Genomic DNA, 20989 nt, shown 5'->3' with positions numbered 1-20989 from the left:
CTCCCAAACCTAAGCTTACGAAAGGAGTGCAGGTTCGAATCCCGTCGAAGGCATAAAGAAAGCAGAGAATTTCTCTGCTAATTACCACTCTTTTGGCTCGTAGTTTAGTTCTTTAAACAGCTGGTTACGCTCTTTTTTTGTTAAATCACGCCACTGACCAACAGGTAGATTATTTAAGTGGATATTCATAATGCGTGTGCGCTGCAGGCGTAATACCTGATAACCAAGAGCTTCACACATACGACGAATTTGACGGTTAAGCCCTTGGGTTAAAATGATTTGAAATTCGTATTTCGACAGCTGCGTTACTTTACACGGCAGTGTTTTTGTTCCTAAAATATGTACACCCTCTGACATGTTTTTAACAAATTCTGGAGTGATAGGCTTGTCCACAGATACCACATACTCTTTTTCATGCTGATTTTCTGCACGCAAAATTTCGTTAATAATGTCATTGTCATTCGTTAAAAGAATAAGTCCATCAGAATCTTTATCCAATCGTCCCACATGGTGGATACGTAACGGATGATTGACAAGGTCAATGATATTTCCCTTTACTTTCTTCTCACTTGTACTTGTAATGCCAACTGGCTTATTTAAAGCAATATATACGTTGTTACGAGCGATACGAAGCTGCTCTCCGCTTACTCGAACGTCATCGCCAGGATATACTTGGTCACCAATTTTTGCTTTCTTACCATTAATGGTTACGCGACCTTCGCTAATTAATTTATCTGCACCGCGTCTGGAAGCTTTTCCAGATTCGCTAATGAATTTATTAACTCGCAGTTTCATCACATCCATATCTTCATTCATTTTACTTTAAAGTAATGCCTTAATATCTTATCATGCTAAGTGAATTCCGTCATTAGTTGTTCTTTTTATTATTGACAAATTTCATCTGTTTTTAAAAGTAAAAAAGGAATGGAGAAAACTGTTAGCATGCTTTGTATGCATTTAGCCATGCTAATAAGTGAGATGCCAAGCGAGGCTTTCTCGTTAAAGGTAAGTATCCTAACTTTGAGGTGATAAGAATGAGTTATAAAGATCAATTAGATCCGCACTCAGAACTTTTTAGCCACAACTGGACAAGACCGAAGCGCTCGAAATCGCAGGTAAATGGACATACTCAAATGTCACAAACAAACATTATTTTGCGAAGTAATGCGAAAGCGCATCGTTGGTAAGGATGCTATTCTCTATGCAAAAGGCGCACACAGCGCCTTTTGTTAATTCATTGAAAATGGAGGGGTAAATGATGAATCAAAAAAGTCGTGTAGAAGCGGAAAAAGCGAAATATTTTTCGTCTCAAATTGTTAAAAAACCAGGTCATTCTGATGGTGTATACGAAGAGTTTTCAAGTGAGCTTGATCAAGCTGATTTAAAAGCTCAAGAACGTGCAAAAGCTGCAGATGAACGTCAAAGTCATTAATGAATAAAATAGCTGCCGTTTGGCAGCTATTCGATAATCAATAGTTATTATTCTCCTTGTGCGCCACCAAGCGTTTTTTGGTGCGCATGCTCCGCTTCATTTCCGTTCTTTCTAAGCTTAGCTGCTTTGTCATCAACTAGCTTTGATTGATCCACTTCTTGTGAAGGAGTTAGCTTTTTCTTAGACAATAGAATCACCGCCTTTCGATTACACTTTTAGCTTTTCTAAAACTCAATAAAATATCAGTCTAAAATAAAAAAGACTCCCAATTGGAAGTCTTTTATTTTTTCAGAAGTAGATAAATGAAATAGGGAGCACCAATTAACGCAACAATAATTCCGGCCGGAACTCCTTCAGAAGTCATTAAGTTACGTCCGATTGTATCAGCTATTAAAAGGAAAAAGCCACCCATTAAAATAGCTACGGGAATAAATAGCTGGTTTCTTGGTCCTACAAGGCTTTTTGCAAGGTGAGGAGCAATTAATCCAATAAATGCAATTCCACCGCTTACAGATACGGCAGAAGCTGCAAGGGCTACAGCAGCAAGTAATAGTGTGATTCGTTCTTTTTCAATGGAGATTCCAACACCGATAGCCGTATGCTCATTGAGCGATAAAATATTAAGTCTATTAGCTTTGTATAAAACAAAAGGAATTAATACCATTAGCCAAGGTAAAAGAGCTAAAACAAACGGCCAGTCTGAACCCCAAATGTTTCCGGCTAACCATTTTGCAATAAAGTCCACCTTTTGACGTTCAGCAGAAGAGATTAAGACAATCATGACTCCGGATAGAGCCATGGAAAACCCAACACCAGTTAGTACTAACTTAGTAGGGTCGAGGCCTATATTTCTTTCATAGGCAAACGTGTAAATCAAGGCTGCAGTTATAATGGCTCCAATAAATCCAACAAAGGGAATCATATACACAAATGAGCCAGGGTCAATTGGGAAGAATAAGAAAAATACCGCGACTCCTACTCCAGCACCTGAGTTAATTCCAATAATGCCTGGTTCTGCTAAATCATTTCGGGTAATGCTCTGTAAAATAGCTCCTGATAAAGCAAGAGCCATACCAGCTAGTAATGTAATAACGATACGAGGCAGACGGATTGAAAATAAGATAAATTCTTCTTTAAACGTGCCTTGTCCAAATAGAGTCGGAAGCAAGCGGTCAAAGGATAAAGACGCATAGCCTAATCCCATGCTAACAGCAATTGTCAGCAAAATAAGAACTGTTAGTAAAAGCAAAATAAATAGCTGTTTTTTTCGTAGTGTAGGATGAATCATCGGATTGTGTGACCTCCTTTTTTAATAATAAATAAAAAGAAAGGGAGGCCAATCATTGCTACAACTGCAATAATGGATGTTTCGTACGGAGCGTTAATTGTGCGTGCTAACGTATCCGCAAACAACATAAACGACGACCCGATAAGTACAGACATTGGGATGATAAATCGGTAATCCGTTCCGACAATCGCTCTTACGATATGAGGAATCATCAGACCAATAAAGACAAGGTTACCGGCTAAAGCAACCGATGCACCCGCCAATAACACAATGACTCCAAACAAAATAACTTTAATCTTAGTCGTATGCTGTCCTAATCCCGTTGCTACCTCATCACTTAAACTAAGAATGGTCAGCTGTCTAGCAAGAGTAAGTGCAATCAATGTGCCTACTATAATAAATGGAATCACAATGGATAATTGATTCCAAGATGTTAAAGTAAGTCCTCCAGAAGTCCACATAGACACATCTTTTGAAATGTTAAAGTAAATGCCAACGGCATCGGCGATTGCATATAGAAAAGTAGAAACTGCGGCACCAGCTAATACAATGCGGAGAGGGGAAAAACCTCCTCTTTTTAGAGAGCCAATGCCAAATACTAGCCCAGCGCCAACACCAGCTCCAATAAAGCATGCAATCATAATCCAAAAATAGTTGGCAGATGGAATGAGAGCAATTGTCAGAGCAAGAGCAGCTTTAGCACCAGCTGTTAATCCGAGTAAACCAGGGTCTGCTAGTGGATTCCTTGTCATCCCTTGCATGATACCACCTGATACTGAAAGAGCGATACCTACAAAAATAGCTGCTACTTCTCGAGGAAGGCGAAGTTCGCGAATAATTAAGATTTGATTATTTGTACTAGTTGAGGTAAGCGCTAACCAAACATCTTTTATAGAAATGTTAGCTGCCCCAAAAACCATTGAAATAATGAACATTCCAATAAAGATTAAAAATCCAAGAATAAGTTTAAGTGTAAAAGGAATAAATGGTGTTTTGTTCGTTGTCATGAGCCTCTCATCTTTTCTTTTATAGAATAAAGCAAAAGGAATTCTTAAAATAAGAATTCCTTTTTATGATTGGATTACTGCTGTAAAAATTTCTCTTTAAAGAAGTCTAATTGATATTCTAATGAAATTGGATCATTAAAATAAAACTCTTTTGCATTTGCTTCAAACAGTTGCTTGTTCTTTACAGCAGGAATGTTTTTGTACGTATCCGTTTCTTGGAATGACGTATCTCCATCTGTATTTTTACTGAAGATTACGTAGTCACCGGCATACTCAGAAAGAACCTCTGGTGAAATTGCATAATAGCCATCTTTTAATGCCATTTCTTTTACTTTTTCAGGCATTTTTAATTTCATCTCTTGATATAAAATTTCTGTACCACGTGCCCAATTGTCACCAAATACATAGAGTTGTTTGTCAAAGTTTTCAATAACTGAAACGGTTGCATCTTCACCAATTTTTGCTTTGATGTCTTCACCAGCTACTTTTGCATCAGCTTTGAATTCATCAATCCATGCTTGTGCTTCTTTTTCTTTGTTTAAAGCTTTACCAATTTCTAAGTGCTGAGTTAAATAATCTACTTTACCGTATGTATACGTAACAGTAGGAGCAATTTCTTGTAATTTATCAATGTTTTTTGTTGTCGATAAACCAATAATTAAATCAGGGTTTAATTCAATGATTTTTTCTAGGTCGTCTTCTGTTACAATTTCAGCATCTTTTAGCTGATCTTTGAAGCGAGGGTTGTCTTTTGACCATGAATCTACGCCAACTACGTTTGTATCTAAAGCTAAAACGTTTCCGACAAATGAAGCAAGAACAACTACGCGCTTAGGATTAGCAGGAACTTCAATCGGTCCATTTTCAGATTCGTATGTAACAGTATCTGATTTTTTATCTTTTGCTTCATCACCTTGGTTTTCGTTTGAGTTACCGCAAGCACTAATAATGAGCAGTAGTAAAAGCATAAAGGGAAGTAATAATTTTTTCATGTTGTTAGTCTCCTTCTATAATAAATTATATGTAATACACATTGGTTTGTTTGTTCTAGGATCGCGTCCAATTTCAGCATCGATTTGGAAGACCTCTTTTAAAACGTCTTGCTGCATGACTTCTTCACAGGTACCGGCTTTTATAATTTCGCCATCTTTCATTGCGATAATATAATCTGCAAAGCGGGCGGCTTGATTTAAGTCGTGAAGAACCATAATAACAGTGCGATCTTGCTCTTCGTTAAGCTTTTGTAACAGCTCAAGTACTTCAAGCTGATGAGCCATATCCAGGTAAGTAGTGGGCTCGTCTAAAAAGATAATATCTGTTTCTTGAGCTAGGGCCATTGCAATCCACACGCGCTGTCGCTGACCGCCCGATAAGGCATCAACAGGACGGTACTTATAGTCTATTGTTCCTGTTACTTCAAGTGCCCAGTCAATAACTTCATAATCTTTTTTTGTTAAGCGACCAAATCCTTTTTGATAAGGAAAACGTCCATAAGATACGAGCTCTCCTACGGTGAGTCCGTTTGCGCTTTCAGGGGACTGAGGAAGGATTGCTATTTTCTTTGCAAGTTCCTTGGTGTTTTCTTTTGCAATACTAGAACCGTCCAATAATACAGTGCCGGACTGATGAGAAATCAAGCGTGTAATAGCTTTTAGCAACGTTGATTTTCCACATCCGTTTGAACCAATAATGGTTGTTATTTTTTTATCAGGAATTTGAACACTCAAATCTTTTACGATTACCCGTTCACCATATCCAATGTTAAGATCTTCTGTATGTAGGCGAACCATGGCGAAACCTCCCGTTCAAAAGTGTTAATTAGAATTGGTGATAATGATTATCATTTCTGATTCATTTTTACTATAATAGTCTGTTTGAATTCTGTCAATCATTATTTTTGTTTGTCAATTTGATTAAAAAGATGTATATTTAAATGAGAATGATAATCAATGATGATTACTAGGAGTGAGCGAATCGTGAAAAATTCAGAGCTTTATGATGTAACCGTAATTGGTGGCGGACCAGCAGGGCTATATTCGACCTTTTACAGCGGGCTTCGTGAAATGAAAACGAAACTAATTGAATTTCAGCCTCGTTTAGGGGGGAAAGTGCACGTTTATCCCGAAAAAATGATATGGGACGTGGGGGGCTTAACTCCGACTCCTGGAGCTCAATTAATTGAGCAGCTTGTAGCTCAAGGATTAACGTTTGATCCAACAGTTGTATTAAACGAGAAAATTGAATCTATTTCTCGAAATAATGAAGGACACTTTTTATTAACGGGTTCTTCGGGCGAAATACATCGATCTAAAACAGTAATCATAGCGGTAGGCGGAGGGATTTTGAATCCACAAAAGCTAGAAATTGAAGGAGCAGAGCGCTTTGAGATTTCAAATTTAAATTATACTGTAAAGTCACTGCAACGCTTTAAAGATAAAGTCGTAATTGTTTCGGGAGGAGGCAATTCAGCCATCGACTGGGCTAATGAATTAGAGCCTGTTGCAAAAAAAGTGTATTTAACATATCGAAAAGACTGTCTATCTGGTCATGAGTCACAGGTGACGCAGCTAATAAATAGCTCTGCAACTTGCATGTTAAATACGTCAATTAGTAAATTAATAGCTGATGGGAACAGTGAAAAAATTGCTAAAGTAGAGCTTACTAACCATTTAACTGGAGATATTACATATCTACCAATTGACGAAGTAATCATCAACCATGGATATGAGCGAGACACATCATTACTTCAAAAAAGTGAGCTTTCAATTGAAATGATTCATGATTATTATATTGCGGGAAACTCGTCAAGTGAAACAACTGTGCCCGGCTTATACGCAGCAGGTGATATTCTGCAGCATGAAGGCAAAGTAAACCTAATTGCTGGTGCGTTTCAAGATGCAGCAAATGCCGTAAATCGAGCAAAGCTGTTTATTGAGCCTAATGCTAATAAAGTTGCAATGGTCTCTTCTCATAATGAAGTGTTTAAAAAACGCAATAGAGAGCTAGTAAAGCAAATGTTACAAGCATAGAAGGTGGCTGCAGATATAGTAGCCATCTTTTTTATCGTGTAATTGTACCGTGACAAACTACTAGAGAATTTCATATAATTTTATAAGTAAGCGCTTACAAAATTTTAAGGGGATGAAGGGAATGACGAATACAGAGAAATATAGGTTTGAAACAAAAGCGGTTCACGGAACGTATAAATCAAGCATGCATCACGACAGCCTTGTTACACCGCTTTATCAAACATCTACTTTTACGTTTTCAAGCTTAGACCAAGGAGCACGACGTTTTGCAGGAGAAGAGAGTGGATATGTTTACTCAAGGTTATCAAACCCCACCGTAGCAGAATTTGAAAGTCGAATGGCAGAGCTAGAAGAAGGCGAAGAAGCGCTAGCATTTGGTTCGGGAATGGCTGCTGTATCTGCAGCTTTAATTGGTTTAACAAAGGCTGGAGATCATATTCTTTGTTCAAAAGGTCTCTACGGCTGTACGTTTGGTTTATTGGAGCTATTAAATGAGAAATATAGCATTACACATTCTTTTTCAACGTTTCTAACAGTAGAAGAAATAAGAGCTAGCATTACTGATAAAACTGCATGCATTTATATTGAGACACCGATTAATCCTACTATGCACGTCATTAATTTACCTCTTGTAGTGGCAGTAGCAAAAGAGCATGGAGTTCCAGTCATTGTGGATAATACATTTTTAACGCCGTATTTGCAAAAGCCCTTGGCTCTAGGATGTGACCTTGTTATACACAGCGCAACCAAATATATTGGTGGGCATGGTGACGTTGTGGCAGGCGTAATGGTTGGAAGTACAAATCTTATTCAAGGTATAAGAAAGACTGTTCAAAAAGATATCGGTGGCATTCTTGCGCCTTTTGATGCGTGGTTATTAATTAGAGGCTTAAAAACCCTGCCTGTCAGGATGGATCGTCATTGTGAAAATGCAGAAAAAATTGTTGAAAAGCTAAAAATACACCCAAAAGTGAAAGCTGTTTATTACCCGGAAATAGAAAGTAGCTTCGAAAAGCAAATGAAAAGAAGTGGAGGGGTGTTAGCTTTTGAATTAAATGGATCAGAAGAATCTGTGAAGAAGTTTGTGAATGAACTAAGCTTAATCTCCATTGCAGTTAGCTTAGGTGATACAGAAACTTTAATCCAACACCCTGCTTCAATGACGCATGCGGTTGTTCCAGAAGCTATTAGAAAGGAAATGGGGATATCAAACGAGCTGTTGCGCCTATCTGTAGGCTTAGAATTTTGGGAAGATATATGGAGAGATTTAGAAAGTGCGCTCAATAAGATTAGCTAATTATGTCAGATTGAAAAGACCTTTTTGATAGGGTCTTTTTTGTTTTGTCAAGAATTTTGTTCTGAAAGTAAAAAGTTATGTTGAAATATCCATAGCTACTAGTTATAATGATGTACATGCTTCAAATGAACGTTTTTAAATTATTCTGAAAAATCTTTTTAGGAAGTAATTTCAGCCAAGAAAGACGGAGGGTTTTAGGTGTCAAATAAAATACCATTTTCATTTATTGTTGTAATTGGTCTTATGTTATTCGCTCTATTTTTTGGAGCAGGAAATTTAATCTTTCCAGCCATGCTTGGTCAATCAGCCGGTACGAATTTATGGTCTGCAAACGCTGGCTTTTTACTTACAGGGGTAGGACTTCCTTTAATAGGGGTAATGGCTCTTGGGTTTTCAGGCAAAGATGATTTGCAGTCTTTAGCTAGTCGTGCACATCCTGTTTTTGGGATCGTGTTTACGATTGTTCTTTACTTAGCAATCGGTCCACTTTTTGCAATTCCTCGAGCGGGAACAGTTTCTTATGAAATTGGCGTCAAGCCATTTTTATCAGAAGGAGTAGGAGGTCTACCTCTATTAATTTTCACCATCATTTTCTTTGGAGTTGCGTGCTTCTTTTCCCTTAAGCCAGGTAAGATTGTTGATATTATTGGAAAGGTGTTAACACCTGTTAAAATTGGGTCTATTGGCATTTTAGTTGTTGTAGCAGTTGTAGCTCCAATTGGTGAATTTAAAGCTCCTTTGGAAGCGTACGAAACCAATTCATTCTTCAAAGGCTTTCAAGAAGGATACTTAACAATGGATACGCTAGCTTCATTTGTATTCGGTATTATGATTATTAACGCTATCCGTGAGAAAGGGGCTACGACTAGAAAGCAAATCATTGGGGTATGCGGAGCGGCAACTCTTATTACAGCCACAGTATTAGGTGTCTTTTATACGGCTCTGGCTTATATGGGAGCGTCGAGCGTATCTGAGCTAGGCTATTTAGATAATGGAGGTGCCGTGCTTGCGAGCGTATCAAATTATTATTTTGGCTCATTTGGAGGCGTGTTTTTAGGTATTATGATTACCGTGGCATGCTTAACAACAAGCATTGGGTTAATTATTGCCTGTTCTACTTTTTTTCACCAGCTATTTCCTAAAGTTAGCTATAAAGTAACTGCTGTTATTTTATCTGCTTTTAGCGCACTTGTTGCTAATATTGGTTTAACACAGCTAATTGCAGTTTCCGTACCTGTACTAACGGCTATTTATCCGCTTGCCATTGTGCTTATTGCGCTTACGTTTTTACATCCTTTATTTAAAGGACACCCTGTCGTATACCAAGGAAGTTTACTTTTAACATTCATCGTAAGTTTATTTGATGGACTAGGTGCTGCTGGGGTGAAAATTCAGGCAGTTGATTCAGCTTTTACACAATTGTTACCGCTATATTCTGTTGGATTGGGATGGGTCGTTCCAGCCATTATTGGAGGAATCGTGGGATATATTGTTGTATTGCTACGAGCAGGAACAGTCTTAAATAGACCAAGTAAATAGAAGTGAAAAGCATGCTGAAGAGCATGCTTTTTTTGTTACAACCACTCCAAAAACTCCAACCGATTACCAAAAGGATCATGTACATAAATGCGATTAGCGTTTGGTAACTTTTCATCTTGTATAAAAGCAACTTGATGAGCTGCAAGGTGCTCTTTCAAAGCAGATAAATTTTCAACTGTAAAAGCAGGATGTGCCTTTTTGGCAGGTATAAACGATTGGTCAATTCCGATGTGAAGTTCACAGTCGTTGATCTTAAACCACAAACCACCATTTTTCTGAAGTACGACAGGCTTTTCAACTTCCTGAAAACCAAGAAGCTCATGAAAAAAGCGTCTAGCTCTATGTTCACTATTAGGCGGAGCAGCCAGCTGAACGTGATCGATGCGTTTAAGAGAATACATCAATGAATCGCCTCCATCTGAATTCACTTCTTTCTTCTATATTAGTATAGTGGGTAGCTCTATCGAGTAGTAGAAAGAAAAAGTAGTGCACGATAATAAGAAATTCTTATAAAAAGATTAATTTTTTAGAAAATTTATTGATTTCTGTTTTCTTGTCGTGTTACCCTTTTGAAAAGGAATTTAAATGGGAATTTTTCTAAAACATCAATAGAGGGGAAGGCAGCTATGAATCCAGAAGTGAATCAAGTTGAGAAAAAAGGGGTTATAGTAAGGGTATTAGACTCTATTGAAAGGGTTGGGAATAAACTTCCACACCCCGCAGTATTATTTGTTATTTTTGCTATGAGCATTATGGTTGTTTCATGGATTGTAAGTGTATTTGACGTAACGACCGTTCATCCTGGAACAGGTGAAGAACTTCCAATTAGAAATATGTTTTCTAAAGAAGGGATTCAGTTTATCTTTACATCAATGCTATCCAATTTCACAGAGTTTCAGCCTCTTGGTTTAGTACTAGCTATGATGCTTGGTATCGGAGTGGCTGATAAGGTTGGACTAATTGAAACGTTTATTAAAAAGACTATTATAAATGCACCTAAAAGTGTTATTACATACGCAATTGTTTTTGCAGGAGTGCTTGGTAATTTAGCAGCAGATGCGGCGTTTGTCATTATTCCTCCGCTTGCGGCAACCATTTTTTATACGCTAGGAAGACATCCCTTTGCTGGTTTAGCAGCTGGGTTTGCGGGAGTAGGTGCAGGGTTTAGTGCTAACTTGGTCATTTCAGGTAATGATGCTTTATTATCCGGAATTGCAAATGAAGTAGTGAAAACGGTAAGCGATACGGCAACGGTAACACCCGTTGATAACTGGTTTTTTAATGCGGCATCTGTAGCGCTTGTTGTTCTTGTCGGTGGACTTGTAACAGAAAAAATTATTGAGCCAAGACTTGGTACGTACAAAGGGAATAAAGCATCCGTGATGTCAGAGGTATCGAACCTTGAAGCAAAAGGGCTTCGAAACGCTGGTATTGTAGGGTTTCTTTACATAGGAATGATTGTTATGATGACTGTGCCAAAAAGTGGACTGCTAAGAAGCGATGAAGGAACTATTATTCCAAGTCCATTCTTAGATGGTATTGTACCAATTACGCTTATTTTCTTTCTTTTAATTGGAATGGCATATGGATTTACAGTAGGGAATCTAAAATCTATTTCCGATGTTCCTAACTTAATGGCAGAATCGATGAAAGATATGGCTGGCTTTATTGTCTTAATTTTTGCGGCTTCTCAGTTTATTGCGTACTTTAACTGGACGAACATTGGTACGTGGATTGCTGTAAGTGGAGCTGAGATACTAACAGGAATTGGGCTAACAGGACTGCCTGTTATCATCGGATTCATCTTTTTGACTGCAGTATTGAATTTATTTATCTTTAGCGGGTCTGCCCAGTGGGCTTTAATGGCTCCTATCTTTATCCCGATGTTAATGTTGCTTGATTATCATCCGGCATATGTGCAAATGGCTTACCGAATTGCCGATTCGTCCACTAATGTTATTACGCCATTAAATCCGTATTTTCCAATTATCTTGGCATTAATGAAAGATTATGATAAAAGGTCAGGGATTGGCTCACTGATTTCCTTAATGCTGCCGTATAGCGTAGTCATTTTGGTTACGTGGACTCTATTCTTTCTAATTTGGAATCTTCTTGGGCTTCCAATTGGGCCAGGGATTGAGATGTTTATCAATAAATAAAAAAGTCGCTGTGTAAAGCGACTTTTTTATTTGTCATCACCGCATTTTGGAGATAATGCCATTAGGATCTTGGCAGTAGCTTCATGTCCATAAAAATCGTATCCCATACCCCATCTTTTTCAGTGAAGCGTGTGTGAAAGCCCCTTGATTGCCAAAATGCAAAGCCGCCAGGAAGGAATGGGTGAGTGTGTAAGCTTAAGACATCATACGTCCCTTGACTAAAAGACAGTGCTTGTTGAAAGAGCTGTTTGCCAATTCCACAGCGGCGATACTTTTCGTCAACATAACACTTAACAATTTCAGCTGTGTTTTCTGGATAAAAGTCGTTCAGATGACTAAAACGACGGTCATATGGATAAACACAAATGGTTCCAATTACTTCATTGGTAGGTGAAAAAGCAGCGAAGAAAGCTGTTTTTTCTTTATGTAAGTAGTGCATTTCAAAGTTTGCTAAATCTGGAGAAAGGACATCCTTATTCAGCATGGGAAACAGTTGACTGCGCATTTTAACTAAAAAAGCAACAACTTGTTTTGCGTCTGTAGTGGTGACTTGCTTAATAGCGACAGTAGATAGCATAAAATTTCTCCTTAGACTAAAAAAATTCCGTGTATGGTGAGAGTATACACCATTTCTTTGTAAAAAAGATCGGTGTTTTCTGAAAAATAACTTTTAATATTCTGTAAATTAGATTATAGTCTAATTAGATAAATATCTAACTAGGAGTGTTTATATGCAGTTGAAGCGTATTGTGGACTTTCATAAAACAATGGGCGATCCGACGCGAATTCGTATTCTAAGTTTACTAAAGTCAGGACCCCTGAACGGGCAAGCAATTGCAGGCAAGCTAGGACTAAAACCGCCAACGATTACGCACCACATGGCAAAGCTTCGAGATATTGGACTCATTAAAGAACGAAGAGACAAAAATACGATTTATTTTTATCTGAATGTCAAAGCACTAGAAGCAAGCGCAACGGCTATTTTAACGATTGTAAATGAAGAGGTGATTGAAACAGTGGAAGAAAATGATCGTTTTAAAATTTTAAAGCCCTTTTTTACTGCTGATGGAAAGCTGACAAATTTACCAGCACAGCGTAAAAAGCGTATGGTTGTGCTTGAAAAGATTATCAGTGATCTTAAGTATGGAATTGTTTATGAAGAAAAAGAACTGAATGAGTATTTAAAAAAGTTTCATGATGATTACGCAACGTTAAGGCGTGAATTAATCATGAATCATTATATGTATCGAAAAGATAATCAATATGAAATGAACCCTAAAGAGCTATGGGGTAAGATGTAAGCTAGTTTAATCAACTAGCTTTTATTTCACACAACTAATTAGATGGTTATCTAATTAGTTAAAGGGGATAGAAAGATGATTTATTTATTAAAAGTTGAGAAAGCATATCGAAGTTTATTTTTAGCAGGGGTTGTGAACGGAGTAGGAGATCGTTTCAGCCAAGTAGCGTTGTTAGCTTTGCTTTTAGAATATACGGAATCTGGCCTAGCAGTAGGTACAGCACTTGGCATTAGGGTTCTTCCGTTTCTTTTTTTTGGCCCCTTAGGAGGAGCGCTTGCGGATCGTTTTTCAAAGCCAATGATTTTAATTGTTACAGACCTCATTCGAATTCCGTTTGCTTTAGCTTTTATATGGGTAAACGATTCTTCAATGATTTGGCTTGTTTATGTAAGTACGTTTGTATTAGCAGCGGGAGAAGCTATCTATGCTCCTACAAGAAAGGCTTTAATACCTACTGTTATTCATTCGAACCGTATTGTACAGGTTAATAGTTTAGAGCAAGTATTATTAGGAATTGTATTAGTTGGTGGCTCTCTTATTGGTGGCTTTGCTTCTTTTTATATAGGAAGTGATGTCACGTTTATATTAAATGCGTGTTCTTTTTTATTTGCCAGTTTAATTGTATACAAACTAGTAGATAGAGGTGGACAACAAGTAAATTCGAAACCAACAGAATCCATTACAATTTCTGCTGTTTATTCAATTATTACGTCTTCGGTAGCTTTAATTTTGGTTTTTTGCTTTGAACTTTTTGTACCTATCTTTAATGGAATTGATAACGTACTCATTAGCGTGTATGCTGTTCAAGAATTTAACATAGAAAGCTGGGGGGTAGGCTTGTTTTACGGAGGACTTGGGATGGGGCTAATGCTTAGCTTTATTGTGGCGAATCGAATCCGAAAATATCTGTTGATTTGTGGATTAGTCTCTCTTGGAGTAGAAGGTATTTTCTTAATGATGATAAGTAACACCTATTCCTGGCAGCTAGCGTTTTGCTTTTATTTGGTTCTAGCATTCTTTTCAGGTATTAGCAACGCTTGTCTGGATTCAGTTGTTATGAGAGTGACGCCTTTACAACATCAAGGAAAGGTATTTGGTATGTTTACAACCATTTCCAACGTAACTCTGGGTTTATCTATGTTTGGAGCAGGCTTATTATTAACAGTAATAGATAGTCGAACACTTGGATTAATTGGTGGGATGGGATATGTAATCATCAGTGTAGGGTTAGTATGTATTTATATCATAAGGACTCTTAAGCAAAAAAAAACTCCTTTTATATAACATAATGAGTTGAAAGGCTGCTCAATTATTTTAGCAGCTTTTTTAGTTAATTAGGACCTATTAGTTTCTAAATATTGTTATTTATAGTTAAAATGTATTATTTTGCTTTATTTTGTAAAAAATTATGAAAATTTAGTTTATTATAGAATGTGAAGGGATACATTCCACCTATTAAAAAGGAGCGTGAAGTAGATGAAGGTGTTAAAAAGTTTTTTTGCTATTATGCTAGTCTTTAGTGTTATTGCACCAGTAGGATCTGCAGAAGTGCCAGGAGTGAATCGCTCGATGAAGCAAGGAGCGACGAAAGGCCTTGTGTCTGTGTCACACCCTTTAGCAGCTAAAGTAGGGAAAGAAGTGTTAGAAAATGGTGGTAACGCCGTCGATGCAGCCGTAGCTATTCAGCTTTCTTTAAACGTTGTTGAGCCAATGATGTCAGGTATTGGTGGCGGCGGATTTATGATGATTTACGATGAGAAAGAAAACGATATTGAAATGATTGACGGTCGTGAAATGGCGCCAGCTAATGTAACATCGAAATTGTTCTTAGATGAAAAAGGAAAGCCTGTACCTTTTAGCAAGAGACACACAACTGGAAAGGCAGTTGGAGTTCCTGGTACAGCAAAAGTATTAGAACAAGCCCTTGCAGATCATGGGACAATGACATTTGAAAAGCTAATTGAACCAGCTATTAAACAAGCGGATAAAGGCGTTAAGGTGAATTGGTCGATGGCGCAGTATATTAATGAAAATAAGTCGAAGTTGAAAAATAATAAAGCAGCATCCGAGATTTTCTTTCAAACTGGCGAACCTCTTGAAGAAGGAGATTTACTCCTACAAAAAGACCTTGCTAAAACGTTTAGAATTTTGCAAGAGGATGGTCCTGCAGCTTTTTATGAAGGAGATATTGCGAAAGCTTTAGCTGAAGAAGTACAAGCTAAAGAAGGAACGATGACTGAAGAAGATTTAAAAAATTATACAGTTAAGAAAAGAGAGCCTGTAGCTACTACATACAGAGGTTATGATGTTATTAGTGCAGCACCGCCAAGCTCAGGTGGATTAACGGTGTTACAAATTTTAAAGCTGATGGAAGGTTATGATGTTAAAAAAATGGGAGCAAACTCTCCTCAGTACCTTCATTATTTAACAGAAGCGATGCACTTAGCGTACGCAGATCGCGCAGCTTATATGGCTGACGAAGATTTTTACAGCGTACCTAAAGAAGGCTTATTAAACGAAGAATATCTGAAAGAACGTCGTAAACTTATTAACAAAAATCGTTCAATACCTGAAGTGAAAGAAGGAGATCCTTGGAAGTATCAAGAAGGAGAGAAAGAAAAGAAAAAAGTCGTGAAAGAAGAAAAGCCAATCGGACAAACCACCCATTTTTCAGTAGTAGATAAGTGGGGGAATATGGTTTCGTATACAACTACTATTGAACAAGTATTTGGGTCAGGTATTATGGTTCCTGGGTATGGCTTTATGCTTAACAATGAAATGACGGACTTTGATGCAACACCAGGGGGAGTTAACGAAGTAGAGCCAGGTAAGCGACCACGAAGCAGTATGTCCCCAACGTTTTTGGGAAAAGATGGCAAGCCGTTTATGGCGATTGGTTCACCAGGAGGACCAACAATTATTGCATCTGTCGCTGAAACAATTATGAATGTTGTAGATCACGACATGCCTATTCAAGCAGCAATTTTAACACCGCGTATTTATTCAGCAGCTTATCCAACTGTTAGGTGGGAGCCTGATATTGATCAAAATACGCGATTAGAGCTAATGGCTAAAGGACATGCTTTTGAAGAAACAGCGCAGCATATTGGGAATGTCCAAGCAGCTATTTTAAATCGAGAAACTGGAAAGATGTACGGTGGAGCTGATAATACGCGTGAAGGAACGGTTTTAGGAGTAGACCGCTTTTCCTATAAAGCAAAACAGCCCAAGCCAATTCAAGAACAAAAAGAGGGGCCGTTCACAGTAAAAGTGAATAATGTCAAATACCCATATACGCATGACCAGCTTAAGCTCATTGATGGAAAGCCTTATGTACAAGCTGATAAACTGCTACTTGGTTTGGGGCTTTTAAAAACGAGCGATTTGAAGATGTATAAGCCAACGAAACACTCCTACTTACCGGCTGCTACTACTGCAGTAGGAGCAGGATTTGAAGTAGAGTGGGATGAAGAGAAAAAAGAGCTTTCTTTAGAGAGGGACCCTGTAGAAATTGGTAATCCAATTGATGATGAAGATGGAGACATTATCACGAACTAAAGTTTAGTATTAAAAGAGACTGAGACATAGGTAGTTCAGGTTCCTCCCCGTGGAAAGCGCAATGGAATGAACGTGTTCAGCTAACCTAAAGAGATGGGAACAGCTATTGTTCGGCTTTTAGAAGCAATCATTTTGTTATGTCCCAAACTCTTTTGTTACAGGAATGTAAAAGATTTAAACGTTAAAATGAAGTTCATAAATTCGTCATGAACTTATCTGTAAGTTTCCCAAAAATCATGTATAATGATTCTTAATCTTTGCTATATATAGTAAAAAACCATTAACTGATAGTTTAAAAGGGGGGTGATTCCATGGGGCAGGGAGACATAGCAGACGAAGCAGATTTGCAAGTATGGTTAATGTAATAAAAGTAGCGTGCATTAAAAAGAGATTGAAAGTTACATTTATGCACCTGGAATCACCTTTATACATAAAGGTGTAATCCAGTCGATACTTTTATAAAACAGGAGGTGTTCTCTTATTCTGCCGTTTGACAGAATAAGAAAACGTATTGATTACACTTAATTTAATATTAGTTGCGCTTTTAATTGGTTTGACCGCGTTCTTCGTAGCGGCTGAGTTTGCCATTGTAAAACTTCGTAGTTCAAAGGTTGATCAGCTGATTGCTGAAGGAAGAAGAGGGGCACTTGCAGCTCAAAGGGTAACCACACATCTTGACGAGTATCTATCTGCCTGTCAGTTAGGTATTACAATTACAGCTTTAGGCTTGGGTTGGTTAGGTGAGCCGACTGTTGAGAAAATCTTAAATCCAATTTTTGCTGATTTTGGCTTTTCATCAACGCTGTCACATTTATTATCCTTTGCTATTGCCTTTGCTCTTGTTACGTTTCTACACGTTGTAGTCGGGGAATTGGCTCCGAAAACAGTTGCTATTCAAAAAGCAGAAACGGTAACACTATTATTAGCGCCAGCTCTTATTTGGTTTTATCGCTTAATGTATCCATTCATCTGGTTATTAAACGGGTCAGCACGTATTTTAGTCGGTCTTTTCGGGCTAAAGCCAGCTTCTGAGCATGAAATCGCTCATAGTGAAGAAGAGCTTCGTATTATTTTGTCAGAAAGCTATGAAGGTGGAGAAATTAACCAAGCGGAATATAAGTATGTAAATAACATATTTGAGTTTGATAATCGCGTTGCACGTGAAATTATGGTGCCAAGAACAGAAATGATTGTGGTATCAAATGAGGATACAATAGAAGAGTTCTTAAAAGTAGCAGTAGAAGAACGCTATACGCGTTATCCGTTTGTAGCAGAAGGTGACAAAGATCAAATTATTGGTTTAATTAACCTAAAAGAAGTTTTAAATGATGTGGTCATTCATAGTCACTTAAAGCAAGAGAAGGTTGAGCGATATATGAAGCCAATTATCCAGGTTATTGAATCAATTCCAATTCACGATTTACTGTTAACCATGCAGAAGAATCGTACGCAAATGGCTGCTTTAATTGATGAATATGGCGGGACGTCTGGACTTGTTACGATTGAAGATATTCTTGAAGAAATCGTTGGAGAAATCCAGGACGAGTTTGATGGCGAAGAAGTTCAAGAGGTTCGTAAAGTATCAGACGATCATTACCTTTTAAATGCCAAAGTGCTAGTTGAAGAGGTAAACGACTTATTAGGAATTCACATCGAAGAAGAAGAAGTCGATACGATTGGCGGTTGGATTTTAACACAAAAAACCGATATTGAGCTTCACGATTGTATCGTTTACGAAGGTTATGAGTTTAAGGTGACTGATGTAGATGGATTGCAAATAAAAGAAGTAGAAGTAAGGAAACTGCAAGAAAACGCAGCTGAAGTATAATAAAAAGCCAGCTTGGCCATATGGTCAAGCTGGCTTTTTATATGTTATTCTTGCGCTTCCAATCTTCATAAAAATGCAGCAACGTTTGGTGTATGCCCTGGAGTGCCATTAACACTAAGTAAAGCATCATAAATAACACGATTTCACCTGTGAACAATGCAATAACGGCCAACCAAACATAAAACATTTTATCTTTCATTCTCTTTTTCCCTTTTAAATAGAACTAAGCTTTGAGGAGCCACTTTCCCGCTTCTTCTAAGTTCGTAGCAATATAATGAGGGAAATTTTTCGTTTGTTCATGCTTATTCTCAGCAAGAGCTTTTTTTCCCGCACCTGTTTGCACTAAAATGGTTGTTGCTCCTACTTTCCTTCCAGCTTCAATGTCCGTCCACCGATCTCCAATTATCACGCATTTTGATAAGTCTAACTGATGCTTACGGGCAGCTTCTATAAGCATGCCGATACTCGGCTTTCTGCATGTGCATCCCGCAGTATGATGATGGGGACAAATGCAAAAGTCGTCAAACCCAAATGAAGTCAATTCGTTTATAAACTCATTTTTGGTTGCTTCTCCGCTTGAAATTCCAGGCTGGTTGGTAAAAGCAAATAGTTTAATATTGTGCTCTTTTAACAAATGAATGGTTTTTAATGAAAAAGAAAACAACGTAAAATCTTTTGGGTAATGAACTGTATCGTCGCCTCCTATTGGGCCATCACGATCAATAAAAACTGCTTGAATACACGAAGCCATCAAGAAACCTCTTTTCTATGAAATTATTTTTAGTGTATATGAATATGGATAATTGTTCAATTAATGGAATATTAAGTTGACGATGTTAACTATAAAATGTAATATATAGTTAACAAAAGTAATGTATATATTGCAAATTAGAAAAGGTGGTTGTTTGAAAAATAAAGTTAAATTTGCCCGTATTGAAAAAGGCATAACACAGGCGGATCTCGCACAAAAAGTAAATGTAACAAGGCAAACAATTGGGTTAATCGAAAAAGGTAAATATAATCCTACACTTCAGCTCTGTGTTAATATTGCAAAAGAACTTGACAAAACTTTAAATGATTTGTTTTGGGAGGAGGAATGACAGTGAAAGAATCATGGTTATCATGTATACTTCCTGATGATGAATACAAAGCGCAAAGAATTGTTTACTTCTTAGGAGAAGGAGCGCTTTTTATGCTAGGTTCACTTGGATTTTTATTGATAGGAACACAGGTGTTTTTTGCATGGAATATACCTATTCAGTTGTTGGCAGGAATACCGATAATACTCTTTGTTGCCTATGTATTTATTCGATATATCGTATCGGGAATAGAATACACAAATGTAATGTCCGAACGTGCATTTGAAAAAGAAAAAAAGCGAATTGTTGTAAAGTCGATTAGCTTTATAGTGTTGTTTCCGTTACTATATGTATTATTTTTAGGGTGGCAAGCGTTTAGCGAAAAGTCTTTTGACGTAGCAGGTATTGTATTGATTAGCGGTGTTTTAATGTTTCTTGCTGAATATATTTCATTAAAACGCTCGTATGCAAAAAATAAAGAGCTGTTAGATTAATGAATCCATACTATAAAACAGTAATTAGCTTATAAAGAAATACAGGCTATAATAAAGCCTGTATTTTTATGTGGTGAAAAAAATGAATATTTTGTTTTATTTATTTATAATCCTAACTCATTGCTTGAATCCTTGGAGTAAGATAAGATATGTTCATATGAAAGGTGTGAATAGAAAGTGATAGTACGTACTGAAGAAGAAAGGCAAGGCTTAATGAAAATTGGAAAGATTCTTGCTGAGATAAGAGATACGTTAGTAAAAGAAACGAAGCCTGGAGTTACAACAGGCGAACTAGATGAATTAGCTAAAGAACTTTTTGAAAAACATGGAGCAATTTCTGCTCCGAAAGAACTATTTGATTTCCCAGGCTATTCTTGTATTAGTGTAAACGAAGAGGTAGCTCACGGCATTCCTGGTAAACGTGTAATTGAAGATGGAGATCTTGTTAATATTGATGTATCAGGTTCGAAAGACGGTTATTTTGCTGATACGGGCATTTCGTTTGTTGTTGGGGACAGTAATAAGTTTTTAGAGAAGCTTTGTAAAGCGACAAAAGAAGTATTTGATGAGGGACTTAAAAAGTTTAAAGCTGGTGGTAAGCTTAGTAATGTTGGGCGAGCTGTTCATAACAGTGCACGCAAACGTGGGTACACGGTTATTACTAACTTAACGGGTCACGGGGTAGGACATTCACTTCGCGATAAGCCAGATCACGTTCATAACTACTATGAGCCAAGAGACCGCACGCTTTTAAAAGATGGAATGGTTATTGCGTATGAACCGTTCGTGTCAACAAATGCTGAAGAAGCATATCAGCTGGATGACGGCTGGACGTTAGCGACAAATGATGGAAGCTTTGTTGCACAAATTGAGCACACAATCATTGTGACGAAAGGTCAACCAATTATCGTAACAGAATAGAAGCAGATGCCTTTGCATCTGCTTTTTTATAGTACTACTCATACCAAAGCTTAATTG

Annotated in this window: 22 protein-coding genes; 13 read left to right on the top strand and 9 right to left on the bottom strand. The window is 37.5% G+C overall.

What is annotated here, in order from left to right; all coding sequences use genetic code 11:
* Window positions 1–81 precede the first annotated feature (81 nt).
* A complete protein-coding gene (rluF, locus tag LZP85_RS11840; protein ID WP_076512818.1) occupies window positions 82–789 on the bottom strand; it encodes a 23S rRNA pseudouridine(2604) synthase RluF in 708 nt (235 codons plus the stop codon).
* A 245-nt stretch (window positions 790–1034) separates the two neighbouring features.
* Between rluF and LZP85_RS11835 the strand changes: the two genes are divergently transcribed.
* A complete protein-coding gene (locus LZP85_RS11835) occupies window positions 1035–1187 on the top strand; it encodes a YpzG family protein (protein ID WP_078989514.1) in 153 nt (50 codons plus the stop codon).
* A 68-nt stretch (window positions 1188–1255) separates the two neighbouring features.
* Window positions 1256–1432, top strand: a complete 177-nt coding sequence (locus LZP85_RS11830) for a YfhD family protein (RefSeq protein WP_078989515.1) — start codon at window positions 1256–1258, stop codon at window positions 1430–1432.
* A 47-nt stretch (window positions 1433–1479) separates the two neighbouring features.
* Here the strand turns inward: LZP85_RS11830 and LZP85_RS11825 are convergent, their stop codons facing one another.
* The 5 genes from LZP85_RS11825 to LZP85_RS11805 form a co-directional block, all read right to left on the bottom strand.
* Window positions 1480–1620: a hypothetical protein gene (locus LZP85_RS11825; RefSeq protein ID WP_167556118.1), complete on the bottom strand. Its 141-nt coding sequence runs from the start codon at window positions 1618–1620 to the stop codon at window positions 1480–1482.
* A gap of 92 nt (window positions 1621–1712) precedes the next feature.
* Window positions 1713–2720 (bottom strand): FecCD family ABC transporter permease, encoded by a 1008-nt coding sequence (locus LZP85_RS11820; RefSeq protein ID WP_119543141.1) that lies wholly within the window; start codon window positions 2718–2720, stop codon window positions 1713–1715.
* A complete protein-coding gene (locus tag LZP85_RS11815) occupies window positions 2717–3727 on the bottom strand; it encodes a FecCD family ABC transporter permease (protein WP_076512799.1) in 1011 nt (336 codons plus the stop codon). The genes LZP85_RS11820 and LZP85_RS11815 overlap by 4 nt, the downstream gene beginning before the upstream one ends.
* 74 nt (window positions 3728–3801) lie before the next feature.
* Window positions 3802–4719 carry an iron-hydroxamate ABC transporter substrate-binding protein gene (locus LZP85_RS11810; RefSeq protein ID WP_119543142.1) on the bottom strand — a complete coding sequence of 306 codons (918 nt, stop codon included), beginning with the start codon at window positions 4717–4719 and terminating at the stop codon, window positions 3802–3804.
* Window positions 4720–4734: 15 nt separating this feature from the next.
* Window positions 4735–5517: an ABC transporter ATP-binding protein gene (locus LZP85_RS11805; protein WP_025910882.1), complete on the bottom strand. Its 783-nt coding sequence runs from the start codon at window positions 5515–5517 to the stop codon at window positions 4735–4737.
* Window positions 5518–5703: 186 nt separating this feature from the next.
* Here LZP85_RS11805 and LZP85_RS11800 point away from each other — a divergent pair, with 186 nt between their 5' ends.
* The 3 genes from LZP85_RS11800 (at window position 5704) to brnQ (ending at window position 9592) form a co-directional block, all read left to right on the top strand.
* Window positions 5704–6756, top strand: a complete 1053-nt coding sequence (locus LZP85_RS11800) for an NAD(P)/FAD-dependent oxidoreductase (RefSeq protein WP_025910884.1) — start codon at window positions 5704–5706, stop codon at window positions 6754–6756.
* A gap of 121 nt (window positions 6757–6877) precedes the next feature.
* Complete coding sequence (megL, locus tag LZP85_RS11795) at window positions 6878–8053, top strand: methionine gamma-lyase (RefSeq protein ID WP_119543143.1); 1176 nt, start codon at window positions 6878–6880, stop codon at window positions 8051–8053.
* Window positions 8054–8251: 198 nt separating this feature from the next.
* Window positions 8252–9592 carry a branched-chain amino acid transport system II carrier protein gene (gene brnQ, locus LZP85_RS11790; protein ID WP_119543144.1) on the top strand — a complete coding sequence of 447 codons (1341 nt, stop codon included), beginning with the start codon at window positions 8252–8254 and terminating at the stop codon, window positions 9590–9592.
* A gap of 35 nt (window positions 9593–9627) precedes the next feature.
* On the opposite strand, the gene LZP85_RS11785 is transcribed toward brnQ, so the two are convergent.
* The gene (locus LZP85_RS11785; RefSeq protein WP_326490221.1) at window positions 9628–10020 is read right to left on the bottom strand and encodes a VOC family protein; all 393 of its coding nucleotides are present in this window, start codon (window positions 10018–10020) and stop codon (window positions 9628–9630) included.
* 198 nt (window positions 10021–10218) lie between these two features.
* On the opposite strand from LZP85_RS11785, the gene LZP85_RS11780 reads away from it, so the two are divergent.
* Window positions 10219–11751 (top strand): AbgT family transporter, encoded by a 1533-nt coding sequence (locus tag LZP85_RS11780; RefSeq protein WP_119543146.1) that lies wholly within the window; start codon window positions 10219–10221, stop codon window positions 11749–11751.
* A gap of 61 nt (window positions 11752–11812) precedes the next feature.
* Here the strand turns inward: LZP85_RS11780 and LZP85_RS11775 are convergent, their stop codons facing one another.
* Window positions 11813–12328 (bottom strand): GNAT family N-acetyltransferase, encoded by a 516-nt coding sequence (locus LZP85_RS11775; protein ID WP_062686895.1) that lies wholly within the window; start codon window positions 12326–12328, stop codon window positions 11813–11815.
* A gap of 154 nt (window positions 12329–12482) precedes the next feature.
* On the opposite strand from LZP85_RS11775, the gene LZP85_RS11770 reads away from it, so the two are divergent.
* The 4 genes from LZP85_RS11770 to LZP85_RS11755 all read left to right on the top strand — a co-directional run bounded on the left by LZP85_RS11770 (window position 12483) and on the right by LZP85_RS11755 (window position 18438).
* Complete coding sequence (locus LZP85_RS11770; protein WP_025910893.1) at window positions 12483–13052, top strand: DUF2087 domain-containing protein; 570 nt, start codon at window positions 12483–12485, stop codon at window positions 13050–13052.
* A 75-nt stretch (window positions 13053–13127) separates the two neighbouring features.
* Window positions 13128–14336 carry an MFS transporter gene (locus tag LZP85_RS11765; protein ID WP_076512805.1) on the top strand — a complete coding sequence of 403 codons (1209 nt, stop codon included), beginning with the start codon at window positions 13128–13130 and terminating at the stop codon, window positions 14334–14336.
* 192 nt (window positions 14337–14528) lie between these two features.
* Window positions 14529–16610: a gamma-glutamyltransferase gene (ggt, locus tag LZP85_RS11760; RefSeq protein ID WP_226638997.1), complete on the top strand. Its 2082-nt coding sequence runs from the start codon at window positions 14529–14531 to the stop codon at window positions 16608–16610.
* Between the two features lie 511 nt (window positions 16611–17121).
* Window positions 17122–18438: a hemolysin family protein gene (locus LZP85_RS11755; protein WP_061786349.1), complete on the top strand. Its 1317-nt coding sequence runs from the start codon at window positions 17122–17124 to the stop codon at window positions 18436–18438.
* Window positions 18439–18661: 223 nt separating this feature from the next.
* Here LZP85_RS11755 and LZP85_RS11750 read toward each other — a convergent pair whose 3' ends face one another.
* Window positions 18662–19189, bottom strand: a complete 528-nt coding sequence (locus LZP85_RS11750) for an HAD-IIIA family hydrolase (protein WP_226638995.1) — start codon at window positions 19187–19189, stop codon at window positions 18662–18664.
* 154 nt (window positions 19190–19343) lie between these two features.
* Here LZP85_RS11750 and LZP85_RS11745 point away from each other — a divergent pair, with 154 nt between their 5' ends.
* From LZP85_RS11745 to map, 3 genes are all read left to right on the top strand, one after another.
* Window positions 19344–19538, top strand: coding sequence for a helix-turn-helix transcriptional regulator (locus tag LZP85_RS11745; protein ID WP_078989520.1), 195 nt, complete (start codon window positions 19344–19346; stop codon window positions 19536–19538).
* Between the two features lie 2 nt (window positions 19539–19540).
* The gene (locus tag LZP85_RS11740) at window positions 19541–20011 is read left to right on the top strand and encodes a DUF3278 domain-containing protein (protein ID WP_119543150.1); all 471 of its coding nucleotides are present in this window, start codon (window positions 19541–19543) and stop codon (window positions 20009–20011) included.
* Between the two features lie 177 nt (window positions 20012–20188).
* A complete protein-coding gene (gene map, locus LZP85_RS11735; protein ID WP_025910904.1) occupies window positions 20189–20932 on the top strand; it encodes a type I methionyl aminopeptidase in 744 nt (247 codons plus the stop codon).
* Window positions 20933–20989: the final 57 nt, after the last annotated feature.

It is taken from the genome of Priestia flexa (assembly GCF_021441905.1).
Lineage (GTDB): Bacteria > Bacillota > Bacilli > Bacillales > Bacillaceae_H > Priestia > Priestia flexa.
Note: the sequence above shows the minus strand (reverse complement) of the source record. Positions and strands in the feature narration are given on the sequence as shown.

Coding starts and splice junctions, on each gene's coding strand:
- LZP85_RS11835 (WP_078989514.1), top strand. CDS start 1,035: ATGAGTTATAAAGATCAATTAGATCCGCACTCAGAACTTTTTAGCCAC.
- LZP85_RS11830 (WP_078989515.1), top strand. CDS start 1,256: ATGATGAATCAAAAAAGTCGTGTAGAAGCGGAAAAAGCGAAATATTTT.
- LZP85_RS11820 (WP_119543141.1), bottom strand. CDS start 2,720: ATGATTCATCCTACACTACGAAAAAAACAGCTATTTATTTTGCTTTTA.
- LZP85_RS11815 (WP_076512799.1), bottom strand. CDS start 3,727: ATGACAACGAACAAAACACCATTTATTCCTTTTACACTTAAACTTATT.
- LZP85_RS11810 (WP_119543142.1), bottom strand. CDS start 4,719: ATGAAAAAATTATTACTTCCCTTTATGCTTTTACTACTGCTCATTATT.
- LZP85_RS11805 (WP_025910882.1), bottom strand. CDS start 5,517: ATGGTTCGCCTACATACAGAAGATCTTAACATTGGATATGGTGAACGG.
- megL (WP_119543143.1), top strand. CDS start 6,878: ATGACGAATACAGAGAAATATAGGTTTGAAACAAAAGCGGTTCACGGA.
- LZP85_RS11780 (WP_119543146.1), top strand. CDS start 10,219: ATGAATCCAGAAGTGAATCAAGTTGAGAAAAAAGGGGTTATAGTAAGG.
- LZP85_RS11775 (WP_062686895.1), bottom strand. CDS start 12,328: ATGCTATCTACTGTCGCTATTAAGCAAGTCACCACTACAGACGCAAAA.
- LZP85_RS11770 (WP_025910893.1), top strand. CDS start 12,483: ATGCAGTTGAAGCGTATTGTGGACTTTCATAAAACAATGGGCGATCCG.
- LZP85_RS11765 (WP_076512805.1), top strand. CDS start 13,128: ATGATTTATTTATTAAAAGTTGAGAAAGCATATCGAAGTTTATTTTTA.
- ggt (WP_226638997.1), top strand. CDS start 14,529: ATGAAGGTGTTAAAAAGTTTTTTTGCTATTATGCTAGTCTTTAGTGTT.
- LZP85_RS11750 (WP_226638995.1), bottom strand. CDS start 19,189: ATGGCTTCGTGTATTCAAGCAGTTTTTATTGATCGTGATGGCCCAATA.